This window comes from Rhodococcus sp. 4CII (assembly GCF_014256275.1).
Taxonomy (GTDB): Bacteria; Actinomycetota; Actinomycetes; order Mycobacteriales; family Mycobacteriaceae; genus Rhodococcus_F; species Rhodococcus_F wratislaviensis_A.
Genome location: NZ_JACCFE010000002.1, coordinates 1,213,393 through 1,238,870 on the forward strand (window position 1 = coordinate 1,213,393; position 25,478 = coordinate 1,238,870).

A 25,478-nucleotide genomic window follows, 5' to 3' on the forward strand; every position below is an offset into this window, starting at 1 on the left:
GAACTACTCGCGCGGCCTTTTCCGGCTGTCGCGGTCGCGCTGGAACTTTCCACCGCCCCGATCGTCTCGGCCACCGCGGCCCGGACGACCCGTCGGCGGACCCGAATCCGGCTGCAGCTGGATCAGCACCCCGGAGATCCGGGTACGACGCAGGGCTTCGAGGGTCTCGCTGGACAGGTCGGCGGGCAATTCCACCAGGCTGTGGTCCGGCCGGATGCTGATGTGCCCGAAGTCACTGCGCCGCAACCCGCCCTCGTTCGCGATGGCCCCGACGATCGCGCCCGGCACCACACGGTGCCGCTTGCCGACGGCGATGCGGTAGGTCGCGAGCTCCTGGCCCTCCGGTCCGCGGGACCGCGTCGGCGGGCCGTCGTCGAAGCGGCGAGCGGGACGTTCGCGCGGCTCACGCTCGCGGCGGGGCGCGGGCGGCGGTTCGGGCGCCATGAGGAACGCCTCGCCGTCGCGCGACTGCACGGCCAGCGCCGCCGCGATGTCGGCGAGCGGCACGTCGTGCTCCTGCTCGTAGTCCTCGATCATCTTGCGGAACAACGCCAGATTGTCGGAGGTGAGGCTCTCGGTGATCGAGTCGCCGAACTTGGACACCCGCTGCGCGTTGACGTCGTCGACGCTGGGCAGCTGCATCTCGGCCAGCGGCTGACGCGTCGCCTTCTCGATGGCCTTGAGCAGGTGCCGCTCGCGCGGTGCCACGAACAGCAGCGCCTCGCCCGCGCGTCCGGCGCGACCGGTGCGGCCGATCCGGTGGACGTACGACTCCGTGTCGTGCGGGATGTCGTAGTTGACGACGTGGGAGATCCGATCGACGTCCAGCCCACGTGCGGCCACGTCGGTGGCCACGAGGATGTCGAGGGCGCCGCTCTTGAGCTGACCGATGGTGCGTTCACGCTGGGCCTGCACGATGTCGCCGTTGATGGCCGCCGCCGAGAATCCGCGCGAGCGCAGTCTCTCCGCAAGATCCTCCGTGGCCTGCTTGGTGCGCACGAAGATGATCATGGCCTCGAAGTCTTCGACCTCGAGGACACGCGTCAGGGCGTCGAGCTTGCGCTGATGCGCCACCTGGACGTACCGCTGCGAGATGTTGGACGCGGTGGACGTCTTCGATTTCACCGTGATCTCGACCGGATCGTGCAGGTACTGCTTCGAGATCTTGCGGATCGCGCCCGGCATCGTGGCCGAGAACAGGGCGACCTGCTTGTATTCGGGTGTGTCGGAGAGGATGCGTTCGACGTCCTCCTGGAAACCCATCTTCAGCATCTCGTCGGCCTCGTCGAGCACGAGGTACGAGAGCTTGGACAGATCGAGGGTGCCCTTCTCCAGATGGTCGATCACACGACCGGGCGTGCCCACCACGACGTGCGCGCCGCGCCGCAGCCCGGACAGCTGGACGCCGTAGCTCTGCCCGCCGTAGATCGGCAGGACGTGCAGCCCCGGAATGTGGGCGGAGTACTTGCCGAACGCCTCCGCGACCTGCAAGGCCAGTTCCCGGGTCGGCGCGAGAACCAATGCTTGCGGCGACTTCTGCGTCAGGTCGATCTTCGAGAGGATCGGCACTGCGAACGCGGCGGTCTTACCGGTGCCGGTCTGTGCCAGGCCGACGACGTCGTTGCCGGCGAGGAGGGGCGGGATGGTGGCGGCCTGGATCGGCGAGGGCGACTCGTAGCCCACATCGGACAGTGCCTTCAAGACCCGATCGTCGATGTCGAGGTCGGCAAAAGTGGGGGGTTCGGGGTCACGCTCGATATCACTCATTGACCAGCAGTTTAGTGCACGACTCCACACCGCAATGCCATGCCGCGGAAATACGCGGCGACCGGGACGGGGAACAGCGCCGCGACGTCGTCGCCTAGCGTGGACGGCATGGTCGATATCGCTGTCATACAGTTCGCTCCCGGTGAGGACAAGCAGGAGAATCTGCGCACACTCCGCACTCTCGCCGCCGAGGCCGCGGGCCGGGGCGCGAAGGTCGTGGTGGCGCCCGAGTACGCCATGTTCACCGCACCGCGAACGGACGAGCGGATCGTCGAATCGGCCGAGGGCCTGGACGGGCCGTTCGTCACGGGCCTGGCCGCGACGGCGAAGGAACTCGACGTCCACCTGGTGGCCGGAGTCAACGAACAACTGCCCGGGGACGATCACATCTCCAACACCCTCGTCGCGATCGGACCGGGCGGCGACATCGCCGCCACGTACCGCAAACTCCACCTGTACGACGCGTTCGGCTACAAGGAGTCCGACGTGATCCGCGCGGGTGAGATCGGCACCCCGGAGACCTTCGCCGTCGACGGCCTCACGTTCGGCATGCAGACCTGCTACGACCTCCGGTTCCCCGAGGTCACCCGCCGCATCGTCGACGCAGGCGCCGACGTGCTGCTGCTGCCCGCACAGTGGGTGCCCGGACCGCTCAAGGAGGACCACTGGTCCACACTCGTGCGGGCCCGCGCCATCGAGAACACGGTGTACGTGGCCGCCGCCGACCAGAGCGCGCGAACGGGCGCCGGCAACAGCATGATCGTCGACCCGATGGGTGTGGTCGTCGCGTCACTCGGTGAACGGGTGGGCGCCGCGGTCGCCGCGGTGGACGCGGACCGGATCACCGAGGTGCGGGAGAAGAATCCCGCCCTCGCCCTGCGCCGATTCACCGTGACCGAGATCTGACCGACGCGATCGGGAGTAGCGTCGAAGTCGAAGCGTTCTCCCCGATTCACGGAGCGTTCGATGCTGTACACCAGTCGCGCCGACGCCGGTCGCCGACTGGCCGCCGCACTCGGCCACCTGCGCGGCACCGACCTGGTGGTGCTCGGTCTGCCACGCGGCGGAGTGCCGGTCGCCTTCGAGATCGCCGCCGCACTGTCGGCCCCCCTCGACGTCGTGCTCGTCCGCAAACTGGGTGTCCCGTGGCAGCCGGAACTCGCCATGGGCGCCATCGGCGAGGGCGAGTCCCGGGTGATCAACGACGACGTTCTCCGGATCGCGCGGATCAGCAAGACCGCGCTCGCCATGGTCGAGGCGAAGGAGCGCCACGAACTCGCACGGCGGGCCCGGGTGCTGCGGGGCGGCAGGCCGCGCACGTCTCTGAAGGGCCGTACGGCCGTTCTCGTCGACGACGGGATGGCCACGGGCGCGACCGCGGCGGTGGCCTGCCAATCGGTGAAAAAACTGGGCGCGGCGCGCGTGGTCGTCGCCGTCCCGGTTGCCGCGCCGGAGGCAGTCGGGCGCCTCCGGGTGACCGCCGACGAGGTGATCTGCCCATACACCCCAGCCGATCTCGGCGGCGTCGGCGCTGCGTACGACGATTTCCATCAACTCTCGGACAGCGAGGTCACAGAACTGCTGGCCTCCCTCTGACGGTCGTTCTCGAGGAATCTTCAGCTCCGGTGCAACGTTCCCGAAGGCCCTGTCGATACACCGGACAGAGCACAGAACAGACTGCCTTTGGAGGATCTCGTGACCGTCTCTGCCGATACCATCGAAACCGTCGTCACCGCCTGCCGCGACCGATTGGGCGACCCCTCCGGCTGGGTCACCTCCGATGCCTATCGGCACAGCCTCGCCCTCTGCATCATCGAATCGGTGCAGTCGAGCGCAGGCCACAGCGAGGTCGCCGTCGTCGACCGTTACCTGGCGTACCGGCGGGCACACCCCGATCAGCCCCTCACCGACGGTGCCCGCGACCTGCTCCGCACGTTCGAGGAGGCAGGCAGCTCGGATCAGTGGGCGGGCAAGGTCGGCTCGTACAAACGGCGGTACACCGCCACGGGGGTGCCGATCGAGGCTCGGCACATCCAGCAGGCGGCCGAGCGGCTCCACCAGCTCCGCATCAACAGCATCGACGACCTTCTGGAGGCCGCGCGCGACGAGGCCGCCCTGGAGCAGATCCACGACGCCTGGGTCGAGGTGTGTGGTGAGAGCAGCGACGTCACGTGGGCACACTTCCTGATGCTCGCCGGGATTCCCGGGGTCCGGCCGAACCGGGTCGCGGACGTCTTCATCAGCGGCGCGCTCGGCATCTCCGAGGCCACCGACGACGGTCGTGCCGACGAAATCCTGGAGGCGACCGCGACCGAGCTCGGCGTCGATCCGGATCAGCTGAACTACGCGATCCGGCGGTGGCTGTCGGCGAACTCGCGCCGCCTCGAAGAGGCCGCCTGAGTTATCAGTTTACGTCGAGTTACACTTATCTCCGCTGGTCAGAACAGAAGTACACATAACGGACATCGACCCTGGTGCGAAATCAGGACAAATGTGATCGAATGCACATCCGTCATGTCGTTTCAGTGGAGGGGTCATAGTGCGTGAATTCTCGGTACCGCAGTCGTTCTCAATTCCGGAGGACGCCTCCATGGCGGACACGGTCTTCCGTCATGCCGAGGAAGACCCGAAGTTCGTGCCATTCAAACGCCCGGGTGACGGCGGCTGGGTAGACGTCACCGCCGCCGAGTTCGCGGAGCAGGTCTCCGCCGTCGCGAAGGGTCTCCTCGCGTCGGGCGTCGAACTCGGTGACCGCGTCGCGATCCTCTCGGCGACCCGCTACGAATGGGTCGTCATCGACTACGCGATCTGGACGGCAGGCGGCTGCACCGTCGCGATCTACGAGACGTCCGCGCCGGATCAGGCGAAGTGGATTCTCGAGGACTCCGGCACGTCGCTGCTGGTCGTCGAGAACGCGAAGCAGGCCGACGCACTCAAGGTCGTCACCGAGGCCGCGCCGGATCTGCGTGAGGTTCTGCAGATCGAAGGCGGCGCGATCGAGGAACTGTCGAAGCGCGGCGAGAACGTGACCGACGAGCAGTTGCACGAGCGACGTCACCAGGTGCGCGCGTCGTCGCCCGCGACCCTCATCTACACGTCCGGCACCACCGGCCGCCCGAAAGGCGTGCAGCTGACCCACTCCAACTTCTACGCCGAGTCGGCGGCCGTGAAGCTGGCGCTGAACGACGCGATGTACGCGGGCCGGCGCACCCTCATGTTCCTGCCACTCGCACACGTCTTCGCCCGCGCCATCTCGTTCGGTGCGTTCGACGCCAAGGTCACGGTCGCGCACACCGCCGACCTCACCACGCTGCTCGACCAGTTCGCCGCCTTCAAGCCGCACTTCATCCTGTCGGTGCCGCGCGTGTTCGAGAAGGTCTACAACTCCGCCAAGCAGAAGGCGTACGACGGCGGTAAGGGCAGCATCTTCGAGAAGGCGTCCGCGACCGCCATCGCGTTCAGCGAGGCGCAGGACAACGGCGGCCCCGGTCTGGGCCTCAAGCTCAAGCACGCCCTGTTCGACAAGCTCGTCTACTCGAAGCTGCGCACCGCACTCGGTGGCGAGTGCGACCGCGCCGTCTCCGGTGGTGCCGCGCTCGGCGCACGCCTCGGCCACTTCTTCCGCGGAATCGGCGTCCCGGTCTACGAGGGCTACGGCCTCACGGAGACCAGCGCCGCCGTTTCGGTGAACACCACCCGCGCCCAGAAGGTCGGCACCGTCGGGAAGCCGATCGACGGTCATGCCGCGAAGATCGCCGAGGACGGCGAGCTGCTGCTCAAGGGGCCGGTCGTGTTCGGCGGTTACTGGCACAACGAGCAGGCCACGGCGGATTCGATCCGAGACGGCTGGTTCCACACCGGCGACCTCGGCTCGATCGACGAAGAAGGCTACGTCTCGATCACCGGCCGCAAGAAGGAGATCATCGTCACCGCCGGCGGCAAGAACGTGGCGCCGGCAGTCCTCGAGGACGCTCTGCGCGCGCACCCGCTGATCAGCCAGTGCCTCGTGGTCGGCGACGGCAAGCCCTTCATCGGCGCGCTCATCACCCTCGACTCCGAGACCCTGCCGGGCTGGAAGGAACGCCACGGGCTGGCCGCCGACACCCCCGTGTCCGAGCTGGTCAAGCACCCCGATCTGGTCGCCGAGATCGACGAGGCCGTGGCCGAGGGCAACAAGAAGGTGTCCAACCCCGAGCGGATCAAGAAGTACCGGATCCTCGAGGTCGACTTCACGCAGGAGACCGGTGAGCTCACGCCGACGCTGAAGCTCAAGCGGAACGTCATTCACAAGGAGCACGGCGCCGCCATCGAGGCCATCTACGCGTAAGCGGCTCCGCCGCCCGTGAGTGGCCGGGGAGTGCACAGGAGTGCACAGACTCCTCGGCCACTCACGGGCGTGTCGCACCCAGGACGAAGTCGCGGACCACCGCCGTCACGGTGGCGTGGACCTTCTCGTGGAGCAGGTCGTGTCCGGCATCGTCGAACTCCCGGAGTTCGAGGCCGCGGACCCCCGCAGCCCAGTCGCGGACGGGATCGATCGGTGCGATGCGATCGTCCACACCGTGCACCGCGAGCAGCGGCATCCCCACCGACCCGAGCGCCTCCGCCGTCTGCGGCACCGCGGCGGTCTTCGGCATCCCGCACAGAATCGCGCACCGGAAACCGGTGTCGCCGCGCAGGAGAAGTTCCAGCGAGACCGCGGCGCCCAGGGAGTGCCCCATCAGCGCGAGCGGGACGTCCGGCGCGTGCTGCCCGGCGAGCCGGGTGAGAAGCGCGGCGTCCTCCGCCAACTCGGCGACCGGCCCCGGATGGTCACCCTCCGACAGGCCGTGGCCCGCCTGGTCGATACCCCACACCCCGATTCCGGCGGACGTCAGTCCACGCGCGAACCGGTGATAGTGACCCGTGTGCTGACCCATTCCGTGAAGAAACACGAGCTGAGCGACCGGTCCACCCACCGCACTCCAGTGCCGGTAGTGGATCAGCCCGGAGTGGCCGTCGAAGAAAGGCATGGCTGCCATTCTGGGCCTGTCGCCCCCCGATGGCACAATCGGCCTGTGTTCCTCCTCGACGACACCATCGTCTACAGCGCCAGCGACCTCTCGGCGGCCGCCACCTGCGAGTTCGCGTTGCTACGGCGGTTGGATGCCACGCTCGGGCTCGCCGGCGCCGATTCGCCGGGCACGTCGGCCGACGACGATCCCATGCTGCAGCGGACGTCGAGCCTCGGCGACGCCCATGAACATCGGCGGCTCGCGCGGTTCCGCGCAGAGTTCGGCGACGGGGTGATCACGATGGAGCGGCCCGAGTACACGCGAGTGGGCCTGTTCGACGCCAACCTGGCCACCGTGGAGGCGATTCGCGGCGGCGCCGACGTCGTGTACCAGGGCACCTTCTTCGACGGCCGCTTCCTCGGTTTCTGCGACTTCCTCGTCCGCGACGGCGACACGTACGCCGTCTACGACACCAAATTGTCGCGGCACGCGAAGGTGCCGGCACTCCTCCAGCTCGCCGCGTACGCGGAAGCCCTGGCCGACAACGGAGTTCCGACGTCACCGGACGTCCACCTCCTGCTCGGTGACGACAGCGACTCCGCACACCCGCTCGGCGACATCGCTCCCGTGTATTCGGCTCGGCGGTCGTCGCTCGAACGAATCCTCGACGAGCACCACGACGAAGGAACGGTCGCGGAGTGGGGCGACCCCCGGTACACGGCCTGCGGCCGGTGTGACACGTGCACCCCGGAGGTGGAGCGGCACCGCGACCTCCTGCTGGTGGCGGGCATGCGGTCGACCCAGCGGAGCCGGCTGCTCGCGGCCGGGATCGGGACACTCGACGCGCTCGCCGCGCATTCCGGCGGAGTCGAGGGGCTTCCCGACCGCACCCTCGAATCGCTTCGCGCCCAGGCCGTTCTGCAGTTGCGTCAGGAATCCACGGGTACTCCCGAATTCCAGGTGTACGCCCCGCAGGCGCTGGGCGGGCTGCCGGAACCGGACGACGGCGACATCTTCTTCGACTTCGAGGGAGACCCGTTGTGGGCCGAGAACGGCTCGACCGACTGGGGTCTCGAGTACCTGTTCGGGGTGGTCGAGGGTCCCGCCGGCCACGCCGTGTTCCGGCCGTTCTGGGCGCACGACCGCGCCGAGGAACGGCAGGCCCTCGTGGACTTCCTCGACTACGTGACCGCGCGTCGTCAGCGGCACCCGAACATGCACATCTACCACTACGCCGCGTACGAGAAGTCGGCGTTGCTGCGACTGGCAGGACGGCACGGCGTCGGGGAGGAGACGGTCGACGCCCTGCTGCGCGACAACGTCCTGGTCGACCTGTACCCGGTAGTGCGCGCGTGCCTGCGCATCGGCGAACGTTCGTACAGCATCAAGAAACTCGAACCGCTGTACATGCCGGAGCGACCGCGCGACGGCGACGTAACCAACGCCGCCGCGTCGGTGGTCGCGTACGCCGACTACTGCGATCACCGCGACAACGGCCGCGAAGACGAAGCACGCGCGTTGCTGCAGGGCATCGCCGCCTACAACGAGTACGACTGCGATTCGACGCTGCGACTGCGGGACTGGCTGATCGGCCAGGCGGAGACGCACGGCGTGCTCCTCCGCCCGCCCGGTGACGAACCCACCGCGGTGACCGAGGACTGCACGCCTGCGGAGGCGGCGTTGCGCGAGTTCGCCGGGCACGGTCCGAGCGAGCACCGGGGCCACGATCAGCAGGCGGCTGCCCTCATGGCGGCGGCGGTCGGCTATCACCGCCGCGAACGGAAACCGTTCTGGTGGGCGCACTTCGATCGGCTGACCGTCCCGCACGACGAGTTGTCGGACATCCGGGACGTCCTGGTGGTGTCGTCGGCGGTCGTCGAGGAGAACTGGCACAAGAGCACGCCGCGGCAGCGTAAGCTGCGCCGGCGACTCGAACTCACCGGCCGGTTCGGCACCGGGAGCACCGTGGGACCAAAGTCCACGATGTACGCGCTGTACGACGCTCCCGCCCCCGAGGCCGTCGCGGGCGACAATCCGCAGCAGCGGGGAACATGCACGGTCAACGTTCTCGAGGTCGGGAAGGACGGCCGCCGCCGCGACGTGGTGATCGTGGAGGAACTCCTGAACGGCGAGGAGTACGGGCAACTTCCGACGGCGATCACCCCGGGCCCGCCGATCACGACCGATCGCATCGAATCGTCCATCGCCGTGGCCGCGGACGGCATGTGCTCGCCGCTGCCGGACCTCCCGCGGTGCGCGCCGGTCGACATTCTCCGGCGATCCGACCCGCGCACGCGGAGCGGGAACCCGCTTCCGCCCGTCGACGGGACGAACTATGCGGGCGCGATCACCGCGGCGCTCCTCGACCTCGACGCCTCGTACGTCGCCGTGCAGGGTCCTCCCGGCACCGGCAAGACGTACACCGGGGCCCGGGTGATCAAGGCACTCGTCGAGCAACACCAGTGGCGGATCGGTGTTGTCGCGCAGTCACATTCGGTCATCGAAAACATGCTCGGCGGCGTCGTGAAAGCCGGCCTTCCCGCCGAGATGGTCGCGAAGAAGGACGGCAGGCATCGCTCCGCGACCTGGACCGACATCAGTTCCCAGGACTACCCCGGGTTCATCGGCCAGGCGAAGGGAAGGGGGTGCGTGATCGGCGGGACGGCATGGGACTTCGCGAACACCGACCGTGTTCCGCCCGGCAGCCTCGACCTCCTGGTCATCGACGAGGCCGGGCAGTTCGCGCTGGCCAACACCATCGCGGTGGGCGGCGCGGCCCGGAATCTGCTCCTTCTCGGCGATCCTCAGCAGCTCCCGCAGGTCAGCCAGGGCACCCATCCCGAACCGGTCGACGCGTCGGCACTCGGGTGGCTCGCCGAGGGACACGGGGCGCTGCCCGCGAGCCGCGGTTACTTCCTCGAACGCACATGGCGGATGCATCCGGACCTCTGTGCGCCCGTGTCGGCGCTCTCGTACGACGGCAAGCTGCGTTCACAGGAATCAGCCGGTGCCGCAAGACAACTCGGCGGCATCGAACCGGGCGTGCACACCGTCTTCGTCGATCATCAGGGCAACGCCACCCAGTCTCCCGAGGAATCGCGGGAGGTGGTCAACCGGATCACGAAGCTGCTCGGTTCCGACTGGACCGACCCCAGCGAGTTCGAGGGCACCCGCCCGCTCGACGAGTCCGACATCCTCGTGGTGGCGCCGTACAACGCGCAGGTCGGAATGATCGAACGCGACCTGGCCGCGGTGGGCCTCGGCAAGGTCGAGGTGGGGACGGTCGACAAGTTCCAGGGACGGGAGGCGGCCGTCGCCATCGTCTCGATGACGGCGTCCGCGATCGAGGACGTGCCGCGCGGCATGTCGTTCCTGCTGTCGCGCAATCGGATGAACGTGGCGGTGTCCCGCGGGAAATGGGCCGCGATCATCATCCGCTCGGAATCGCTCACGCACTACATGCCGAGCACCCCGGAGGGTCTCACCGAACTGGGCGCGTTCATGCGGCTCACCGGTCAGCCGAAGCACCGGCCTTCGCCGCGGTAGGTGGGTACCACGGTGCGGGAGCCGTCCGACTCGACGAGGTGGATGTCGGTGAACCGCTCGCACAACTCGCCTGCCTTGGCATGCCGGAACCACACGCGGTCGCCGATACCGAGTTCTGTTGCCACCGTTCCGGTCACGGGCGTCTGCACCTCTCCTGCACCCTCGTTGCGCAGGAGCTTCAGCCGGGGCGGCCACGTCGGCGTCGGCACCCGTCTGCGTCCCGCGGGACCGGAGGCGATGTAGCCGCCGCCGAACAGCGTCGCGATGCCTGGCGCCGGCTTGCGTACCGTCGACAGCGCGAAGTACAGAGCCGGGTGCGGTGAGAACGCACGGTACCGGTCGAAGAGCGTCGGCACGTACAGGCCCGAGCCTGCCGTCACCTCCGTGACGACCGGGTCCGCGGAGCTCACCTCGAGCGAGCCGGTACCCCCACTGTTGACGATCTCGAGCACCCCGACCTCCGTCTGCACGGCGTTCACCACGGCGCTGCGACGGGTGGCGAGTTCCTTCGCGGAGGCCCGTTTCATCCAGCCGACGGGTGGGCTGGAATCGGGAAGTCCGGCGATCTGCGCCTCGTAGAACATGACGCCGACGACGGCGAATCCCCGCGCCGCGGCGCGCCGCACGAACGCGGCGACGGCGGCCGGTTCGCGCAGCGGGGACCGGCGGACCCCGATGTGGAGAGGCCCGAGTCGGAGCGAGGCGTCCACGTCGACGCACAGCCGGGCACGGAGGGACGTGACGCCCGCCGCGGCGAGCAGGAAGTCGAGTTGGTCGTCGCTGTCGACCATCAAGGTGATCCGGTTCAGCAGGTCCGGGTCGGCGGCGAGTTCGGAGAGGGCCCCACGGTCGGCGGTCGGGTAGCCCATGAGGATGTCGGTTGCACCGTGCCGGGCCAGCCAGATCGCCTCGCGGAGTGAGTACGCCATGATCCCGCGGAAGCCGCCGGACGCGGTGAGATTCTCACCGAGGGCGACCTGGAGCACTGCGCGGCAGCGGACGGATTTGCTGGCGACCCGCACGGGCGTTCCGCCGGCGCGTTCCACCAGGTCGGCGGCGTTCGCACGCAGCGTGGGAAGGTCGAGCGCGGCCAGCGGCGGGTCGACCTCGGCGGTCGCGGCGATGAGACGGTCGAGCGTCGGCGTCACAGTTCGTCCAATCGTGGTCCATCGGTGCGAGGGCGCCAGTCAACCACTGAGCTGGACGATTGTCCAGATCGATCGCGCGGCGGTCAAGGCTGCTCGACGGCCTTCGCGGCGATCACCTGCACCATGTCGTCCAGCGCCGCGATCATGGCCTCACTGTCGCGGTCGACCAGCCAGCGCAGCACGAGCCCGTCGAGGATGGCCAGCCCGAACCGCGCGATCGCCTCCACCGGGGTCCCCCACCCGACGCCCGCGATCCCGGCGCACTCGGCGAGGAACTCGATCGCCTCCTCGTCCATCGTCCGGTACTGCTGCCCGGCGATGTCGCCGGCCCGCTCACTTCCGGACGCGCGGTGCCGCAGCGCCTGCGCGGTGATCTCGTACGTCAGCAACTGGCGGTCCGGGGTGGCCTCGATGATCGGCCACATCCCGCTGATCCCGATGTGGAGGAGTTCACGCAAGCCGTCGATCCCGCGCAGGTCCGGTGCGTGCCGCACCTGCCCGAATGCCAGCCGCATCGACGCGCTGAGCTGGAGGACGAGGCTCTCGCCCATCGCGGCGAGGAGTTCTTCCTTGCTCTCGAAGCAGTAGTGCACCACTCCCAGCGAGACTCCGGCCTCCTCCGCCACGGCCCGCACCGTGACCGATGCGACACCGCGCTGCTCCGCGATGGCCAGCGCCGACTCGACGAGTTGGGCACGACGTTCATCCGCAGGAAGCCTGTTCAGCATCCTCTGATCGTAGAACCTGCCGGAGCCTCGTCCGTGACCAACACGGACGCCCGACCAACCCCGATATTTGCCTGGACGAGCGTCCAGGTTCATGATGGGCGGATGGCACAGGACACATGGCGCAACTGGGCGGGCACCGAGACTGCGAACCCGCAGCGCTTCGCGACTCCCTGCTCGGTGGAGGAGCTGAGTGCACTCCTCGCCCGCGCCGCAGAGCAGGGCCGGCGGGTGAAGGCCGTCGGGGCCGGCCATTCCTTCACCGGGGTCGCGGTCACCGACGGCATCCTCGTCGGCCTCGACGCCCTGACCGGGATCGAATCCGTGACGCTCGACGAACCCGCGGGCGCACTCGTCACCGTGCTCGCCGGCACACGACTGCGCGATCTCAACGAGCAGCTCTGGCACCGCGGCCTGGCCATGATCAACCTCGGCGACATCGACGTGCAGTCGGTGGCGGGGGCGTTGTCCACCGGCACCCACGGCACCGGAGCCCGGTTCGGAGGTCTCGCCACTCAGGTCCGCGCCCTCCAGGTGGTGCTGGCGGACGGATCGGTGGCCGGCTGCTCCCCCACCGACAACCCCGAACTGTTCGAGGCCGCACGTCTCGGCCTCGGCGCGGTGGGCATCATCTCGAAGGTCACGATCCAGTGCGTGCCGAACTACGTGATGCACGCCGTCGAGGCACCCGAGTCGCTGGACGCCACCCTCGAACGCCTCGACCACGACCGCAGCACCATCGACCACTTCGAGTTCTACTGGTTCCCCCACACCCGCCGCGTGCTGACGAAACGCAACACCCGGCTCCCCGGTGACACTCCGACGTCGCCCGTCCACCCGGTCCGCGCGTATGTCGACGACGAACTGCTGTCCAACATCGTGTTCGAGGGCATCAACCGGGTCGCAGTCCTCGCGCCCTCGACGATTCCGCGGATCAACCGTCTGTCGTCGCGCATCCTGGGTGCGCGCGAGTACACCGACCGCAGCTACCGGGTCTTCGCCTCCGAGCGCCGGGTCAAGTTCCGCGAGATGGAATACGCGGTTCCCACCGAGGCACTGCCCGGCACTCTCGCCGCGATCGACGCGTGGGTGGAGAAGTCCGGGTTCACCGTGGCGTTCCCCGTCGAGGTCCGCTTCGCCGCGGGCGACGACGTGTGGCTGTCGACGGCGAACGGCCGGGACACGGCGTACATCGCCGTGCACCAGTATCACCGCCGCGATCACGAACCCTATTTCGCCGCGGTCGAGGCGATCGCCCGGGACGTGGACGGCCGGCCGCACTGGGGCAAACTGCACGGGCGCACCGCCGAGGACCTACGGCCCGCGTATCCGAACTTCGACGAGTTCGTCGCCGTCCGCGACAAGTACGATCCCGAGCGAATGTTCGGCAACGCGTACCTGCAGCAGGTCCTCGGTCGCTAACGTGGGGTGGGTGCCCCCCAGTCGATCTTTCGACCGTCGTGCCTTCCTTCGCGTCGCCGGAACGTCCGGGGCGGCCGCGCTCGGCGTCGTCGCGCTCGGCGCCTGTGGCGAACGGCTGCACGATCCCGGGGTTCCGCCCCTTCCCGACGGCCTGTCCGTCGCCGGCGGCGGTGCGGTGTCCGAATTCGCCCCCGTCGACAAGGCGACGTGGCGGGTGCAGGGAGATCCGCTGGTCGCGCCCACCGGCGACGGGCCCCTTACCGGCATGCGGCTCGCCGTCACCGACCTGTATGCCGTTGCGGGACAGCAGATCGGCGCGGGCAGCGGTCGGCGACTCGCCGAGGTGCCGGCCGAGACGGGAACCGCCGCCGTCGTGACGCGTCTCCTCGGTCAGGGTGCGCGCGTCGTCGGCCTGGCCCAGACCGACGACCTCGGGTACGGGCATTCCGGTGTCAACCAGCAATTCGGGACGCCGCCCAACCCGCACGCCGAGGATCGTCTGCCCGGCGGCGCGACGTCGGGCGCCGCGAGCGCGGTCGCGCAGGGCGCCGCCGACATCGGCCTGGGTGTCGACACCACCGGTTCCGTCCGGATCCCCGCCTCGTACCAGGGCCTGTACGGGTTTGCGCCGTCGCGGGGGGCCGTCTCCACCGAGGGGCTGTTCCCCCTGTCCCCCACGTTCGACACCCCGGCGTGGGTCTGCGGCGACCTGGCCACCCTCGTCGCCGTGTCCGGCGCACTGCTTCCCCTCACCGCGGAGACCCCGTTCCGCAGCGCACTCACGTCGGACGGCATCAACGCCGTCGCCGAGGCAGGCGTCCTCGGCGCAATGCGGCGCGCCCTGACGTCGTGGGAGAAGAGCTCCCTGCCCCGCCTGACGTGGACCGACACCGACATCGGCCGCCTCCCCGACTGGTACGAGGCGGTCGCCGACGTGCAGGGGTACGAAGCTTGGGAACTGCACGGCGACTGGGTGAGCGAGGCGATGACGTCGCTCGGCGACGAACCGCGCCGCAATTTCGGCGACGCGAGCCGAATCTGGGAAACCACGTACGCCCGGAAGATGACCATGCTGGCCGAGGCCTCGAAGACGATCACCGCGTACGTCGGCGACAGGCTGCTCCTGCTGCCCGCGACGTCCTCCCCGGCGCCCGAGCGGACGAGTTACCCCAGCGGCGACCGGTTCCGGAACACGATGCGTACCACCGGCATGCTCACGTGCCTCGCATCCATCTCGGGCCTGCCCAACGCGACCGTGCCGCTGCGCACCGACGACGGAATGCCCGCGGGCCTCTGCCTGGTCGGTCCGTTCGGCCGCGACCGCGACGTCCTGGCCGTCGTCGGCAGCCTCGACGATGCCGGACTGATCGACTGACGTCAGCCGCGGAGCAGTTCCGCCTTCCTCGCCTCGCTCGCGAACGACGCCCTGATCGAGTTGCGCGCCAACGTGTCCCGTTCGGCATCCGTGAGCCCGAGCTGGTCCCGCAACTGCGCGAAGTTGTCGTCGACATATCCACCGAAGTAGGCGGGATCGTCGGAATTGACGGTGACGATCAGGCCGGCCTCGAGCATGGTCCGCAGCGGGTGTTCCGACAGGGAGTCGACGACGCACAGCCGCACGTTCGACAACGGGCACACGGTGAGCGGCACCTCCTCGTCCACCAGGCGCGCCACGAGCGCCGGGTCCTCCAGCGCCCGCACCCCGTGATCGATGCGCTCCGCGCCGAGCAGGTCGAGCGCCTGCCAGATGTACTCCGGCGGGCCTTCCTCACCGGCATGGGCGACCACGTGCAGGCCTTCCGACCGGGCGCGGGCGAACACGTCCTCGAAGAGCGACGGCGGGTTGCCCACCTCGGCCGAGTCCAGTCCGAGCCCGACGATCGGCGTCTGCAACCGGACGATCTCCCCGAACACGTCCTCCGCCTCGTGCACGGGACGATCCCGCAGGATCGCGGCGATGGCGGCGCTGCTGAGTCCGAACTCCCGCTCACTGGTGGCCACCGCGTCCATGATCCCGTCGAGCACCTCGTGCAGCGGGACACCACGATTGACGTGTGCCTGCGGATTGAAGAAGAACTCCACGTGCGCCACGCCGCCGGCGGACGCCCTCGCGAAGTAGGCGCGGGTGAGGTCCGCGAAGTCCTGGGCCGTCCGTAGCACCTGCATGTTGGCGAAGTAGAGGTCGAGGAACGACTGCAGGTCGGTGAACTCGTACCGCGAGCGGAGGTCGTCGAGGTCCGTGTACGGCAGCTGCACGGAATTCCGTTCGGCGAGCTCGAAGATCAGCTCGGGTTCGAGGGAACCCTCGATGTGCATGTGCAGCTCGGCGACGGGAGAGCTCACGGGTGAAATACCTGCCTTTCGGACCGCCTAGGCAGCGGTGTCGCGGTCGACGATACGGACGAAGCCCTCGTCGTCGATATTCGCGGTGTCCCCGGTGTGAAACCAGCCCCCGGTGAACGTCTTCGCGGTGACGTCGGGCCGGTTCCAGTAACCGCGGCTGACTCCGGGCCCGCGGCACAGCAATTCACCGATCCCGCGGTCGGCCTCGGGACCGAACAGGGCCACCTCCATCCCGCCGAATGCGACCCCCACGCTGCCCGCGTGTGTCAGTGCGCACTCGTCGGGTAGCGCCAGCCCCGCTCCGCAGGTCTCGGTCATGCCCCACCCGAGATAGTGCTTGGCCGCAGGGAACGTCCGCCTGAGCAACTGCGACTGCTCCAGCGACAGGCCGGCCCCGCTGTAATCGATCCAGCGCACCGCGCGCCTGCCGAAGCTCGTCACCCGCGAGGACTCCACGGCCCGCAGGAGGACGGCGGGTGCCGCGGTGAGCACGTCGGCTCCGGTGCCCCGCCACGAGGCGGCGTCGGTGCTCCCGGTCAGCAGGACCGTCCCGCCCACCACCAGCGTCGAGAGCAGTTCGACGAGCGATCCGACGGTGTGCAGTTCCGGTTCGACCAGAAGATTCCGCAGCCCCTCGGAGCTGAAGCCGCGCGCGTGGAGGACGGATTCGATGGTGGAGAGGACGTTCTCGTTGCTCAACTCGACGCCCTTCGGGGACTCCGACGGGCCGGGCGTGTACGACAGCAGTACCAACTCGTCGGGGCTCGCGCCGTCGTCGATGAACGAGATACCTTCCGGCAGTTCGCCGTCGAGAATCAACGCCGATTCGCTGTCGGCGAGCACCTCGCCGGTCTGCGCGTCGCCGAGCGCCGGGCTGACGCCCACCGGCACGCCTCCGGCCAGCAGCACCCCGAGGAAGGCCTCCACCCAGCGGACCCCGATCGGCTGCCGCACGGCGACGCGGTCACCGATCTCGACGCCCTTCGCCTTCAGTCCGCCGGCGACCCGCGCCGCGGACGTCCACAGCTGAGAGAACGTGAGCGACCGGCCGCCGTCCTCCTCGACGGCCACCCGGCCCGCGTAGCGGTGCACGGACACGTCGAGCAGTTCGGTGAGCGACGGGTTGAGCCCGCCGTACCGGAGCAGGCCGTCGCGAGCACGGACCACCCGGTCGTCGTGGAAGAACGGGCCCCCACTCGGGTACTCGACGAGGGACGACGGCATCTGCACCTCCGCTGACTCCACTGCTGCGCGAACCGGGACGTTGCCACGACTATATGACGCCCGTCACAGTTGCGGGGAGCGGATCGCCGACGCCTAGCGTCCGGTGTAGGTGGCCTTGCCCGGTCCGACATCGAGGAAGCTGCGCACCGCGCCCCGCAGGTCGTCGGTCTCGAACAGCGCGCCCGACACGTCGGGCGTGATCGAGTCGGCGTGCGCGACTCCACCCGACCGCCACGCGGAGATGATCTGCTTCGTGGCGTCGTGTGCGCGGGTCGGACCGTCCGCCAGCCGTGCCGCGAGTGCGCGTGCCTCCGTGTCGACGTCCTCGTGGACGGCGTTGACCACACCCCAGGTGTGCAGCGTCGCGGCGTCGTACAGGTCGCCGGTCATCACGAGTTCCCGCGCCCGGCCGGACCCCGCACGTTCGGCCAGCCGCTGCGGCCCGCCCATCGACGGCGTCAGGCCGACGACCGTCTCGACCAGTCCGAACTTCGCCTTCGGCGCGGCGAGGATGATGTCGCAGGCGAGCGCGATCTCGAATGCCGCGGTCAGCGTCAGGCCGTGGGCCGCGTAGACGACGGGGCAGGGCAGCGCCTCGAGCGGATGGCAGATCTCGGCGAACAGTTCCTGCCACAGATCCGCGCCCTGCTCCGCGGTGAGCCCGTCGAACACGTGCACGTCCACCCCCGCGGAGACGACCTTGCCCTCGGCGCGCAGCAGCACCGCGCGGGGCGGGTTCTCGGCAAGCGCCGCCACGTCCGACTGCACGGCGTCGAACATCGCTTGATCGAAGAGATTCAACGGGCCGTGGGCGAATGTCAGGATCGCGATCTCGGCGCCGGCATCGGTGCGGACACGCTCGAGTCGGGTGGGATGCGCAGCGGAGGCAGGCTCAGTCATGCGGCCAGACTGCCACATGCGTTCCGCCTACGATCGGGGTGTGGACTCGCTGCGCGCGGCGCTGGCCGACGTCGTCGGCGAGCGGTTCGTGACCGTGGACGCGGACGTGCTCGCCGCCCGCGCCACCGACCACACCGGCCGTTACCGCGGGCGGGCGAGCGCACTCGTCCGGCCCGCCGATGCCGCGGCAGTCTCGGCCGTGCTGGGGATCTGCCGCGGCGCCGGTGTGAAGGTCACCGTGCAGGGCGGACGCACCGGCCTCGAAGCCGGCACGGTTCCGGAACACGACGACGTGCTGCTGTCGACGGAACGGCTGACGTCGGTCGGGGCCGTCGACCGCGAGAACCGCCGCGTCGCCGTCGGCGCCGGTGTCACCCTCGCCACGCTCCGGCGCGCCGCCGCCGACGCGGGACTGCTGTTCGGCGTCGACCTCGCGTCCCGCGATTCCGCAACGATCGGCGGCATGGTGTCGACCAACGCCGGTGGGCTGCACACCGTGCGGTACGGACCCATGTCCGCGCAGGTGCTGGGCCTCGAAGTCGTGCTTCCCGACGGGGCGATCGTGCGGCGCAGCACCCGGGTGGGCGCCGAGAACTGCGGATACGACCTGCCCGCACTGTGGGTGGGCAGCGAGGGCACTCTGGGGGTCGTCACGACCGCCGATCTCACGCTCCACCCCGTGCCGGACTTCCGCGTCACCGCCCTCGCCGGCTTCGCACAGCTGCGCGGGCTGATCGACGCGGCTCGCGTCGTCCGGCGGCTCGAGGGGGTGGACGCCGTGGAGATGCTCGACGGCCGCGGACTCGAATTGGCCTCGTCGCAGCTGGGTCTCGCGGTTCCCACGGGACTGCCGTGGTACCTCCTCGTGGAACTGGCCGGCCGCCGCGACCTCACCGACGAGCTGGCCGAGGGGCTGGAGCGCTGCGGTCCCGACGACGAGCCCGCCGTCGGGATCGACGCCGCCGGGCGCGCGAGGCTGTGGGCGGCACGGGACGCGTTCGCCGACGTGGTCGGACTGTTCGGGCCCCCGCTGAAGTTCGACGCCGCGCTCCCCCTGGACACCCTCGCCGCATTCGTCGCGGATGCCGTCGCGCTGGTGACGAGCCGGGCACCGGGCGCCGTTCCGGTGCTGTTCGGACACGTCGCCGACGGCAACCTCCACCTGAACGTCCTGCGCTGCCCTGACGAGAGCGTGCTCTACCAGCCGATCACGGAACTGATCCGCGATCACGCCGGCACCATCGCATCCGAGCACGGTGTCGGCGCTCACAAACGCAACTATCTGGACCTCGCCCTCGGTCGCGAGGACATCACGGCAATGTGGGCGATCAAGCAGGCGTTCGACCCCGACGACTACCTCAACCCCGCAGTGATGTTTCCCGACTGGCTGCGTCGCCCTCGGTGACACCGGACTTCTTCTCTCGCAACGGTCGTGCGAAACACACCGAGGCGACGAAGCCGATCAGCAGAACGGCGGCGGGCAGCCAGATCGACTGCGCCATCGCCGTGGCGAACGGTTCCTTCACGAACTCGGGCATCTCGCCGACGCCGGCCTCCTGGCTGTCGCTGTTCAGTCCCTGCGCGGACAGCCGCGCCGTGATGAGTGCGCCGATCGCGGCGCTGCCGAGCACCGCGCCGACCTGACGGGTCGTGTTGTAGACACCGGCTCCGGCACCCGCCTGGTGGGGCGGAAGGTTGTGCGTGGCCGTGGCCGCGAGCGGCGACCAGATGCACGAGTTGGCGAGTCCGATCAGGCCGATCGGCAGCAGCAGTTGCCAGATCGCCACGTCGGGCGACATCACCATGGACAGCCAGCCGAGGGCGATCGAGAACAGCAGGAATCCGGCGCCCGCGATGTACCTCGGGTGGGTGCGGTCGACGAGTTTGCCGACGATCGGCGCGAAGACGCCGGTGAGGACGGCCATGGGCACCAGCAGCAGCGCCGACCGCGTGGGTGTCAGACCGCGCACCGCCTGGGTGTAGAACATCAGCGGCAGGACCATCGCGGTGATCGCGAAACCCATGGCGGTGATCGCCACGTTGGCGAGCGAGAAGTTGCGGTCCGTGAACAGCCCCAGCGGCAGCAGCGGCTCGTTCTTGTTCCAGGACTGATACCAGACGAAGACTCCGAGAAGGACGAGACCGGCGCCGATCGACGCCAGCACGGTGGCCGACCAGTCGTAGGAGCTGCCTTCCTGGATGCCGAACACGAGGAAGAACATGCCGAGCGCGCTGAGGACGACACCGGGAATGTCGAACTTGTGCTGGTGGGTCTCGAGCGCGGGCACCAACCGCCAAGCCAGCACGAACGCGATCACCCCGACGGGCACGTTGACGATGAAGATCCACTCCCAGCCGAGGTTGTCGACGAGGACGCCACCCGCGAGCGGGCCGACGAGGGTGGCGACGCCGGCGACGGCGCCCCACAGCCCCATCGCCGTGCCGCGACGGTCCGGCGGGAACGTGCGGGTGATGACGGCCATCGTCTGCGGCGTCATCAGGGCGGCGCCGAGACCCTGGAAGACCCGGGCGACGATGAGCATGGTGATGGTGCCGGACAGACCGCACCACAGCGACGCCGCGGTGAACAGGACGAGCCCGATCAGGTAGATGTTCTTGGGACCGAACCGGTCACCGAGGCGGCCGGTGACCAGCAGCGGTACCGCGTAGGCCAGCAGGTAGGCGCTGGTGACCCACACGACCTTGTTGATGTCGGTGTGCAGGTCGTTCATGATCGCCGGGTTGGCCACCGCCACGATGGTGCTGTCGACGAGGATCATGAAGAAGCCGATGACCAGGGCCCACAGAGCGGGCCACGGATTTCGATGCTCGGGTGGCGACGTGGGTGGTGCGGTGCGCTCGGTGTCCATCTTCAATCCTTTGCTGAACCGGAGGGGATCCGGCGTGAATGTGTCAGTCGGTCGAGAAGTTCCGGCGAAAGCCAGGGCAGGGCGCCGGATTCGATGTCGGTCACCAGAACGCTCAGCCAGTCGTGCTCCGCACGGGCGACGGTGAGGAGGAACTCGTTGCCCAGGAGGAAGATCCTGGGTGTCTCGGTGGAGCAGGCGAGCGCGGACGCGGTCTCGAGTTCGCCGATTTCTCCGCGGAGGTGATCGAGGCGGTCCCGGAGCAGGTCCACCACGGTGTGCGCGTCGACGTTGTGCGCCTCCGCCAGCGCGAGGGGAAACTGAGGGTACTCGTGCGCCGGGGTGGCGAGCATGTCGCTCACTCGGTGCACGAGCGCCTCACGGCCCGTGTCCGTGATCTCGTACATGGTGCGTTCGGGCCGGTTTCCCGCCCGGTCGGTGCCGGTGGTGCGCACCAGTCCTTCACCTTCGAGCCTGCTCACGGTGTGGTACAGGGACCCCGGCCGGATCTTCACGACCCGTCCGCGCCGGGCGGCGGCGAGTTGGTACATCTCGTACGGATGCATCGTGCGCTCACACAGCAGTCCGAGGATGGTGACCCCGAGTGGTGTGAGTGCCACGGTCACCACCTCCACTACTCCACGGTGAATACTCCACGTGGAATATACCGTCCGGAGGGGGTGGGAACAAGCGGCTACCGTGGGGTGCGTGGACTCCCATCACCTCGACATCGTTCGACTCGCCTGGTCACGTGAACTGGGATTGCCCGACGACGCACTGGCCACCCGCCCGGACGCCGACGACCGCGCCGTCCGGGTGGACGACGAGACCGACACGATCCGATTCCTGCGCCTGGGCGAGGCGTCCGCACTGGTCGGACCCCGGTGGGCGATCGAGCGCGCCGACGCGCACACCTCCGGGGAATTGGCGGAATCCGCGACGCTGCTCGCACTCACCCAGGATCGATCCGGACGGTGCGCCGGCCCGATGGTGCTCGCCTTCGCCACCGACTACCAGGACCCCGCGACCGGCACGCCTCCCCTCGTCTCCCACGAGTACGACCACGTTCGCCATGTCGAGGCGGCAAGTCCCCCGGACGACGTCACCGAGGCCCGCCTCGGTGACCGCGACCGATGGTTCACGATCCTCGACGACGCACAGCAGCCGGTCGCTTCCGCCGGGTACGCCGAGTTCCAGGGTTTTCTCGCCGACGTCGGTGTGCTGACGGTCCCCGCGTTCCGGCGGCGTGGGCTGGGCGCCACGGTCGCCGGCATCGCCACCGACGACGCTCTCGACAGCGGACTGATCGCCCAATGCCGTTCACCCCGCGACAATCTGGCCTCGCGCGCGCTCGCCGCCCGCGCCGGATACCGGGAACTGGGCACGTACTCCGCAGTCACGCTGTCGCGAAGTACGCTCTGAGACCACCTCGAAAGACGGGACGAGTGACCATGACGGACCGGACGGAAGATCAGCAGGGCACGGCGGGCGCCTACGTCGAATCGGGCGCCGAGTTCACCCGTGACACCCCACTACATCGCCACCCGCATCACAGCGGACGGTCGAGACGGGTATCCCGTCGAACCGGGCCGCTACCGCCTCGTCGCCGCCCGCGCGTGCCCGTGGGCCAACCGCGCGATCATCGTCCGGCGACTGCTCGGACTCGAGGACGTGCTGTCCCTGGGGTTGTGCGGGCCGACCCACGACAAGCGCAGCTGGACTTTCGATCTCGATCCGGGCGGGCTCGATCCCGTGCTGAAGATCCCGCGCCTGCAGGACGCGTACCTCGCGCGTTTCCCCGACTACCCGCGGGGCATCACCGTGCCGGCGATCGTCGACGTACCCACCGGCCAGGTGGTCACCAACGACTACCCCCGGATCACGCTGGACCTGTCTTCGGAATGGACGCGGTATCACCGCGAGGGCGCCCCCGACCTGTACCCGGAGCCGCTGCGCGACGAGATCGACGAGGTCGCCGAACTCGTGTTCCGCGACGTCAACAACGGCGTGTACCGGTGTGGTTTCGCCGGATCCCAGGACGCCTACGACGCCGCGTACGACCGTCTGTTCGCCCGCCTCGACTGGCTCGAGGAACGCCTGACCGACCGCAGGTTCCTCGTCGGCGACACGATCACCGAAGCGGACGTGCGCCTGTTCACCACCCTCGCCCGCTTCGACGCGGTCTACCACGGGCACTTCAAGTGCAATCGGAACAAGCTCGACGAGATGCCGGTCCTGTGGAGCTACGCGCGCGATCTCTTCCAGACCCCGGGATTCGGCGACACGATCGACTTCACCCAGATCAAGCAGCACTACTACATCGTGCACACCGACCTCAATCCCACGCGGATCGTGCCGAAGGGCCCGGACCTGTCCGGCTGGCTCGCACCGCACGGACGTGAACAGCTGGGCGGCAAGCCGTTCGGGGACGGCACGCCGCCACCACCGCCGAAGCCCGGCGAGGAGGTCCCGGCCGGGCACGGAGCGTGATCGGGCGGCTCTACGCCCCGGCGTAGGTGCCGAAACTCCAGAACACGCCCTCCGGGTCGCGGCAGGTGAATCCGCGCGACCCGTAGTCCTCGTCCCGCAGTCCGCGCACGATCGTCGCGCCTGCGGCCACGGCGCGCTCGTGGAGCGCGTCCGGGTCGTCGACGGCGAGGTACACCGAGCCGGTCCCGGGCGGGAGGTCGCTGATCACCGAGTCTTCGCGAGGTGAGCCGAGCATGATCCCACCACCCTTCGGCCAGCCGAGTTCGGCGTGATCGACCCGGTCGCCCTCGCCGTACGCCGCCCTCTCCTCGAACCCGAAGGCATCGACGAGGAAGCGGATGGCGGCCCGCGCGTCGCGATACACGAGGGTGGGCCACACACAGGTGGTATGCGTCGAAGTAGTCATGGCTTCACTCTGCGCCACCGCCGCCGTCGACGTCTTGGACGAATGAGAACGGATCGCTCTCGCGCCACCGCGACGGAGCGAGTCCGGCGAGGTCACGCCAGTCCCGCGCCATGTGCGCCTGGTCGTAGTAGCCGCACACGGCCGACACCTCCGCGAGCGTCGCGGTGGGGGCACCCTTGAGCATCCGGTGCGAACGGTGGAATCGCGACAGCCGCACCACGTCCTTCGGCGTGACGCCGTACTCCGCGACGAACTTGTCGACCAGATGCCTTCTGCTCCACCCGACCTCGCGTGCGACGTCGCCGACCCGGGTGCCGCCGCCGGCGACGAGCAGGCTCCAGGCCCGCGCGAGGTGGGGGTCGATCGCCGCCTGCGCCGCGCGCCGCGTCAGGACCTCGTCGAGGATCGCGAACCGCGCGTCCCATCCGGATTCGAGGGACAGTCGCTCGGTCAGTTCGTCCGCATCTGGGCCGAGCAGGTCACCCAGTCCGACCACCCACGCGCCGAGGGCTGCGGTGGGCACCCCCAGCAGCGCCCGGGCGCCGAGCGGACTGAGCGCGAGCTGGACGCCGTGCTGGTTGCCGTCGTGCCGGATCGTCACCGGCGACGTGGCGATGCCGCTGGCCAGCGTGTCGTACCGACCGGGCGCCTGCCGCGGCTCCGCCTGCGCGGCGATGTCGAGCGGCTCGTCGATCGTCAGGATCACCGTGAGCCAGGGCGACGGCAGACCGAGGTGGATGCCGGGCTCGAACCCGGCCAGCCGATAGCCGTCGTACCCGCTCACCAGCGCGCGGAGCGGTGCGGCCGGGCGCCGGAACGCACCGGACGACCTGGCGGTATCGCTGTCGACGACGCTCACGACACCAGCCTAGGCACCGGTGCCGACACCGGCCACAGCGTGCGCTCACCTACAGTCGGTGCCAGCACACTCGAAGCGGACGGCGAGACGGGAGCCCCGATGGCTGGCAATGGTGGACCGGTGGAGAAGGTACTGGTCTCGGTCCTCGACAACGGAAGTCGACTCCAGGCCCCCGCAGTGGCCAAATACGTCGACTGGGTCCGGCGCTCGCACCCCGGCGAATCGCCCGCGCAGATCGTCGAGCGCATGGAGAAGATGTTCCTGCTCGCCGTCACGGGCAGCGGTAGCGCGGTCGGCGCGACGGCCGCCGTTCCCGGTGTCGGCACGGTCGCGTCCATCGCGGCAGTGGGCGCCGAATCGGCGTTCTTCCTGGAGGCCGCGGCGCTGCTGACCCTCGCGGTCGCATCGGTGCACGGCATCTCCGCTGTCGATCATCAGCAGCGACGCGCACTCGTCCTGTCGGTCGCCCTCGGCGAATCGGGCATGGAGATCGTCCAGAAGGCGACCGGCGTGACCGCGAAGAATTGGGCGACCGCGATCACCAGCCGAATCCCGGGCCCCACGTTGAAGGGAATGAACAGCACACTCGTGCGCAAGTTCATCACCAAGTACGCAGCCCGCCGCAGCGCATTGATCCTCGGCAAACTCGTGCCCGCCGGCATCGGCGCGGCCATCGGCGGCGCAGGCAACCGGGCCATCGGTAAGGGCGTGATCAAGAACGCGCGTGACGCGTTCGGGCCCGCCCCGGCCCGCTGGCCGGACGAACTGCGTGCGATCGAGCCCTGAT

Annotated in this window: 21 protein-coding genes and 1 pseudogene; 11 read left to right on the top strand and 11 right to left on the bottom strand. The window is 69.1% G+C overall.

What is annotated here, in order from left to right; genetic code table 11:
- Positions 1 to 3: 3 nt before the first annotated feature.
- Complete coding sequence (locus H0B43_RS06540; RefSeq protein ID WP_185728795.1) at positions 4 to 1,767, bottom strand: DEAD/DEAH box helicase; 1,764 nt, start codon at positions 1,765 to 1,767, stop codon at positions 4 to 6.
- A 108-nt stretch (positions 1,768 to 1,875) separates the two neighbouring features.
- Here H0B43_RS06540 and H0B43_RS06545 point away from each other — a divergent pair, with 108 nt between their 5' ends.
- The 4 genes from H0B43_RS06545 (at position 1,876) to H0B43_RS06560 (ending at position 6,094) form a co-directional block, all read left to right on the top strand.
- Positions 1,876 to 2,673 carry a carbon-nitrogen hydrolase family protein gene (locus tag H0B43_RS06545; RefSeq protein WP_185728794.1) on the top strand — a complete coding sequence of 266 codons (798 nt, stop codon included), beginning with the start codon at positions 1,876 to 1,878 and terminating at the stop codon, positions 2,671 to 2,673.
- Between the two features lie 60 nt (positions 2,674 to 2,733).
- Positions 2,734 to 3,363 (top strand): phosphoribosyltransferase, encoded by a 630-nt coding sequence (locus H0B43_RS06550; protein WP_185728793.1) that lies wholly within the window; start codon positions 2,734 to 2,736, stop codon positions 3,361 to 3,363.
- Positions 3,364 to 3,462: 99 nt separating this feature from the next.
- A complete protein-coding gene (locus tag H0B43_RS06555; RefSeq protein WP_185728792.1) occupies positions 3,463 to 4,167 on the top strand; it encodes a heme peroxidase in 705 nt (234 codons plus the stop codon).
- 139 nt (positions 4,168 to 4,306) lie between these two features.
- The gene (locus tag H0B43_RS06560) at positions 4,307 to 6,094 is read left to right on the top strand and encodes a long-chain fatty acid--CoA ligase (RefSeq protein WP_185728791.1); all 1,788 of its coding nucleotides are present in this window, start codon (positions 4,307 to 4,309) and stop codon (positions 6,092 to 6,094) included.
- A gap of 61 nt (positions 6,095 to 6,155) precedes the next feature.
- On the opposite strand, the gene H0B43_RS06565 is transcribed toward H0B43_RS06560, so the two are convergent.
- A complete protein-coding gene (locus H0B43_RS06565) occupies positions 6,156 to 6,779 on the bottom strand; it encodes an alpha/beta hydrolase (RefSeq protein WP_185728790.1) in 624 nt (207 codons plus the stop codon).
- 45 nt (positions 6,780 to 6,824) lie between these two features.
- On the opposite strand from H0B43_RS06565, the gene H0B43_RS06570 reads away from it, so the two are divergent.
- Positions 6,825 to 10,307 carry a TM0106 family RecB-like putative nuclease gene (locus H0B43_RS06570; RefSeq protein ID WP_185728789.1) on the top strand — a complete coding sequence of 1,161 codons (3,483 nt, stop codon included), beginning with the start codon at positions 6,825 to 6,827 and terminating at the stop codon, positions 10,305 to 10,307.
- Here H0B43_RS06570 and H0B43_RS06575 read toward each other — a convergent pair.
- Both H0B43_RS06575 and H0B43_RS06580 read right to left on the bottom strand, forming a co-directional pair.
- Entirely contained in the window at positions 10,277 to 11,455 is a 1,179-nt protein-coding gene (locus tag H0B43_RS06575) for an amino acid deaminase/aldolase (protein WP_185728788.1), read from the bottom strand. The two genes, H0B43_RS06570 and H0B43_RS06575, sit on opposite strands and share 31 nt — an antisense overlap.
- 83 nt (positions 11,456 to 11,538) lie before the next feature.
- Positions 11,539 to 12,183, bottom strand: a complete 645-nt coding sequence (locus H0B43_RS06580) for a TetR/AcrR family transcriptional regulator (protein WP_185728787.1) — start codon at positions 12,181 to 12,183, stop codon at positions 11,539 to 11,541.
- Between the two features lie 102 nt (positions 12,184 to 12,285).
- Between H0B43_RS06580 and H0B43_RS06585 the strand changes: the two genes are divergently transcribed.
- Positions 12,286 to 13,602 carry a D-arabinono-1,4-lactone oxidase gene (locus H0B43_RS06585; protein WP_185728786.1) on the top strand — a complete coding sequence of 439 codons (1,317 nt, stop codon included), beginning with the start codon at positions 12,286 to 12,288 and terminating at the stop codon, positions 13,600 to 13,602.
- 10 nt (positions 13,603 to 13,612) lie between these two features.
- Positions 13,613 to 14,977, top strand: a complete 1,365-nt coding sequence (locus H0B43_RS06590) for an amidase family protein (RefSeq protein ID WP_185728785.1) — start codon at positions 13,613 to 13,615, stop codon at positions 14,975 to 14,977.
- Positions 14,978 to 14,979: 2 nt separating this feature from the next.
- On the opposite strand, the gene H0B43_RS06595 is transcribed toward H0B43_RS06590, so the two are convergent.
- The 3 genes from H0B43_RS06595 to H0B43_RS06605 form a co-directional block, all read right to left on the bottom strand.
- A complete protein-coding gene (locus tag H0B43_RS06595; RefSeq protein ID WP_185728784.1) occupies positions 14,980 to 15,945 on the bottom strand; it encodes an adenosine deaminase in 966 nt (321 codons plus the stop codon).
- Between the two features lie 27 nt (positions 15,946 to 15,972).
- A complete protein-coding gene (locus H0B43_RS06600; RefSeq protein WP_185728783.1) occupies positions 15,973 to 17,169 on the bottom strand; it encodes a class I adenylate-forming enzyme family protein in 1,197 nt (398 codons plus the stop codon).
- Positions 17,170 to 17,262: 93 nt separating this feature from the next.
- Positions 17,263 to 18,069, bottom strand: coding sequence for an enoyl-CoA hydratase/isomerase family protein (locus tag H0B43_RS06605; protein ID WP_185728782.1), 807 nt, complete (start codon positions 18,067 to 18,069; stop codon positions 17,263 to 17,265).
- Positions 18,070 to 18,109: 40 nt separating this feature from the next.
- Here H0B43_RS06605 and H0B43_RS06610 point away from each other — a divergent pair, with 40 nt between their 5' ends.
- On the top strand, positions 18,110 to 19,474 hold the full coding sequence (locus tag H0B43_RS06610) for an FAD-binding oxidoreductase (RefSeq protein WP_185728781.1): 1,365 nt from the start codon (positions 18,110 to 18,112) through the stop codon (positions 19,472 to 19,474).
- On the opposite strand, the gene H0B43_RS06615 is transcribed toward H0B43_RS06610, so the two are convergent.
- A complete protein-coding gene (locus tag H0B43_RS06615) occupies positions 19,428 to 20,939 on the bottom strand; it encodes an MFS transporter (protein WP_185728780.1) in 1,512 nt (503 codons plus the stop codon). The genes H0B43_RS06610 and H0B43_RS06615 overlap by 47 nt on opposite strands.
- Positions 20,940 to 20,941: 2 nt before the next feature.
- Entirely contained in the window at positions 20,942 to 21,565 is a 624-nt protein-coding gene (locus H0B43_RS06620; protein ID WP_312034037.1) for a PadR family transcriptional regulator, read from the bottom strand.
- Between the two features lie 70 nt (positions 21,566 to 21,635).
- Between H0B43_RS06620 and H0B43_RS06625 the strand changes: the two genes are divergently transcribed.
- Both H0B43_RS06625 and H0B43_RS06630 read left to right on the top strand, forming a co-directional pair.
- On the top strand, positions 21,636 to 22,358 hold the full coding sequence (locus tag H0B43_RS06625) for a GNAT family N-acetyltransferase (RefSeq protein ID WP_185730081.1): 723 nt from the start codon (positions 21,636 to 21,638) through the stop codon (positions 22,356 to 22,358).
- A gap of 29 nt (positions 22,359 to 22,387) precedes the next feature.
- Positions 22,388 to 23,426: pseudogene (locus H0B43_RS06630) on the top strand (glutathione S-transferase family protein).
- A gap of 10 nt (positions 23,427 to 23,436) precedes the next feature.
- Here the strand turns inward: H0B43_RS06630 and H0B43_RS06635 are convergent.
- Positions 23,437 to 23,832, bottom strand: a complete 396-nt coding sequence (locus H0B43_RS06635) for a VOC family protein (protein WP_185728778.1) — start codon at positions 23,830 to 23,832, stop codon at positions 23,437 to 23,439.
- Between the two features lie 4 nt (positions 23,833 to 23,836).
- Positions 23,837 to 24,691 (bottom strand): AraC family transcriptional regulator, encoded by an 855-nt coding sequence (locus tag H0B43_RS06640; protein WP_185728777.1) that lies wholly within the window; start codon positions 24,689 to 24,691, stop codon positions 23,837 to 23,839.
- A 99-nt stretch (positions 24,692 to 24,790) separates the two neighbouring features.
- Here H0B43_RS06640 and H0B43_RS06645 point away from each other — a divergent pair, with 99 nt between their 5' ends.
- Positions 24,791 to 25,477 (top strand): hypothetical protein, encoded by a 687-nt coding sequence (locus tag H0B43_RS06645; RefSeq protein ID WP_185728776.1) that lies wholly within the window; start codon positions 24,791 to 24,793, stop codon positions 25,475 to 25,477.
- Position 25,478 lies beyond the last annotated feature (1 nt).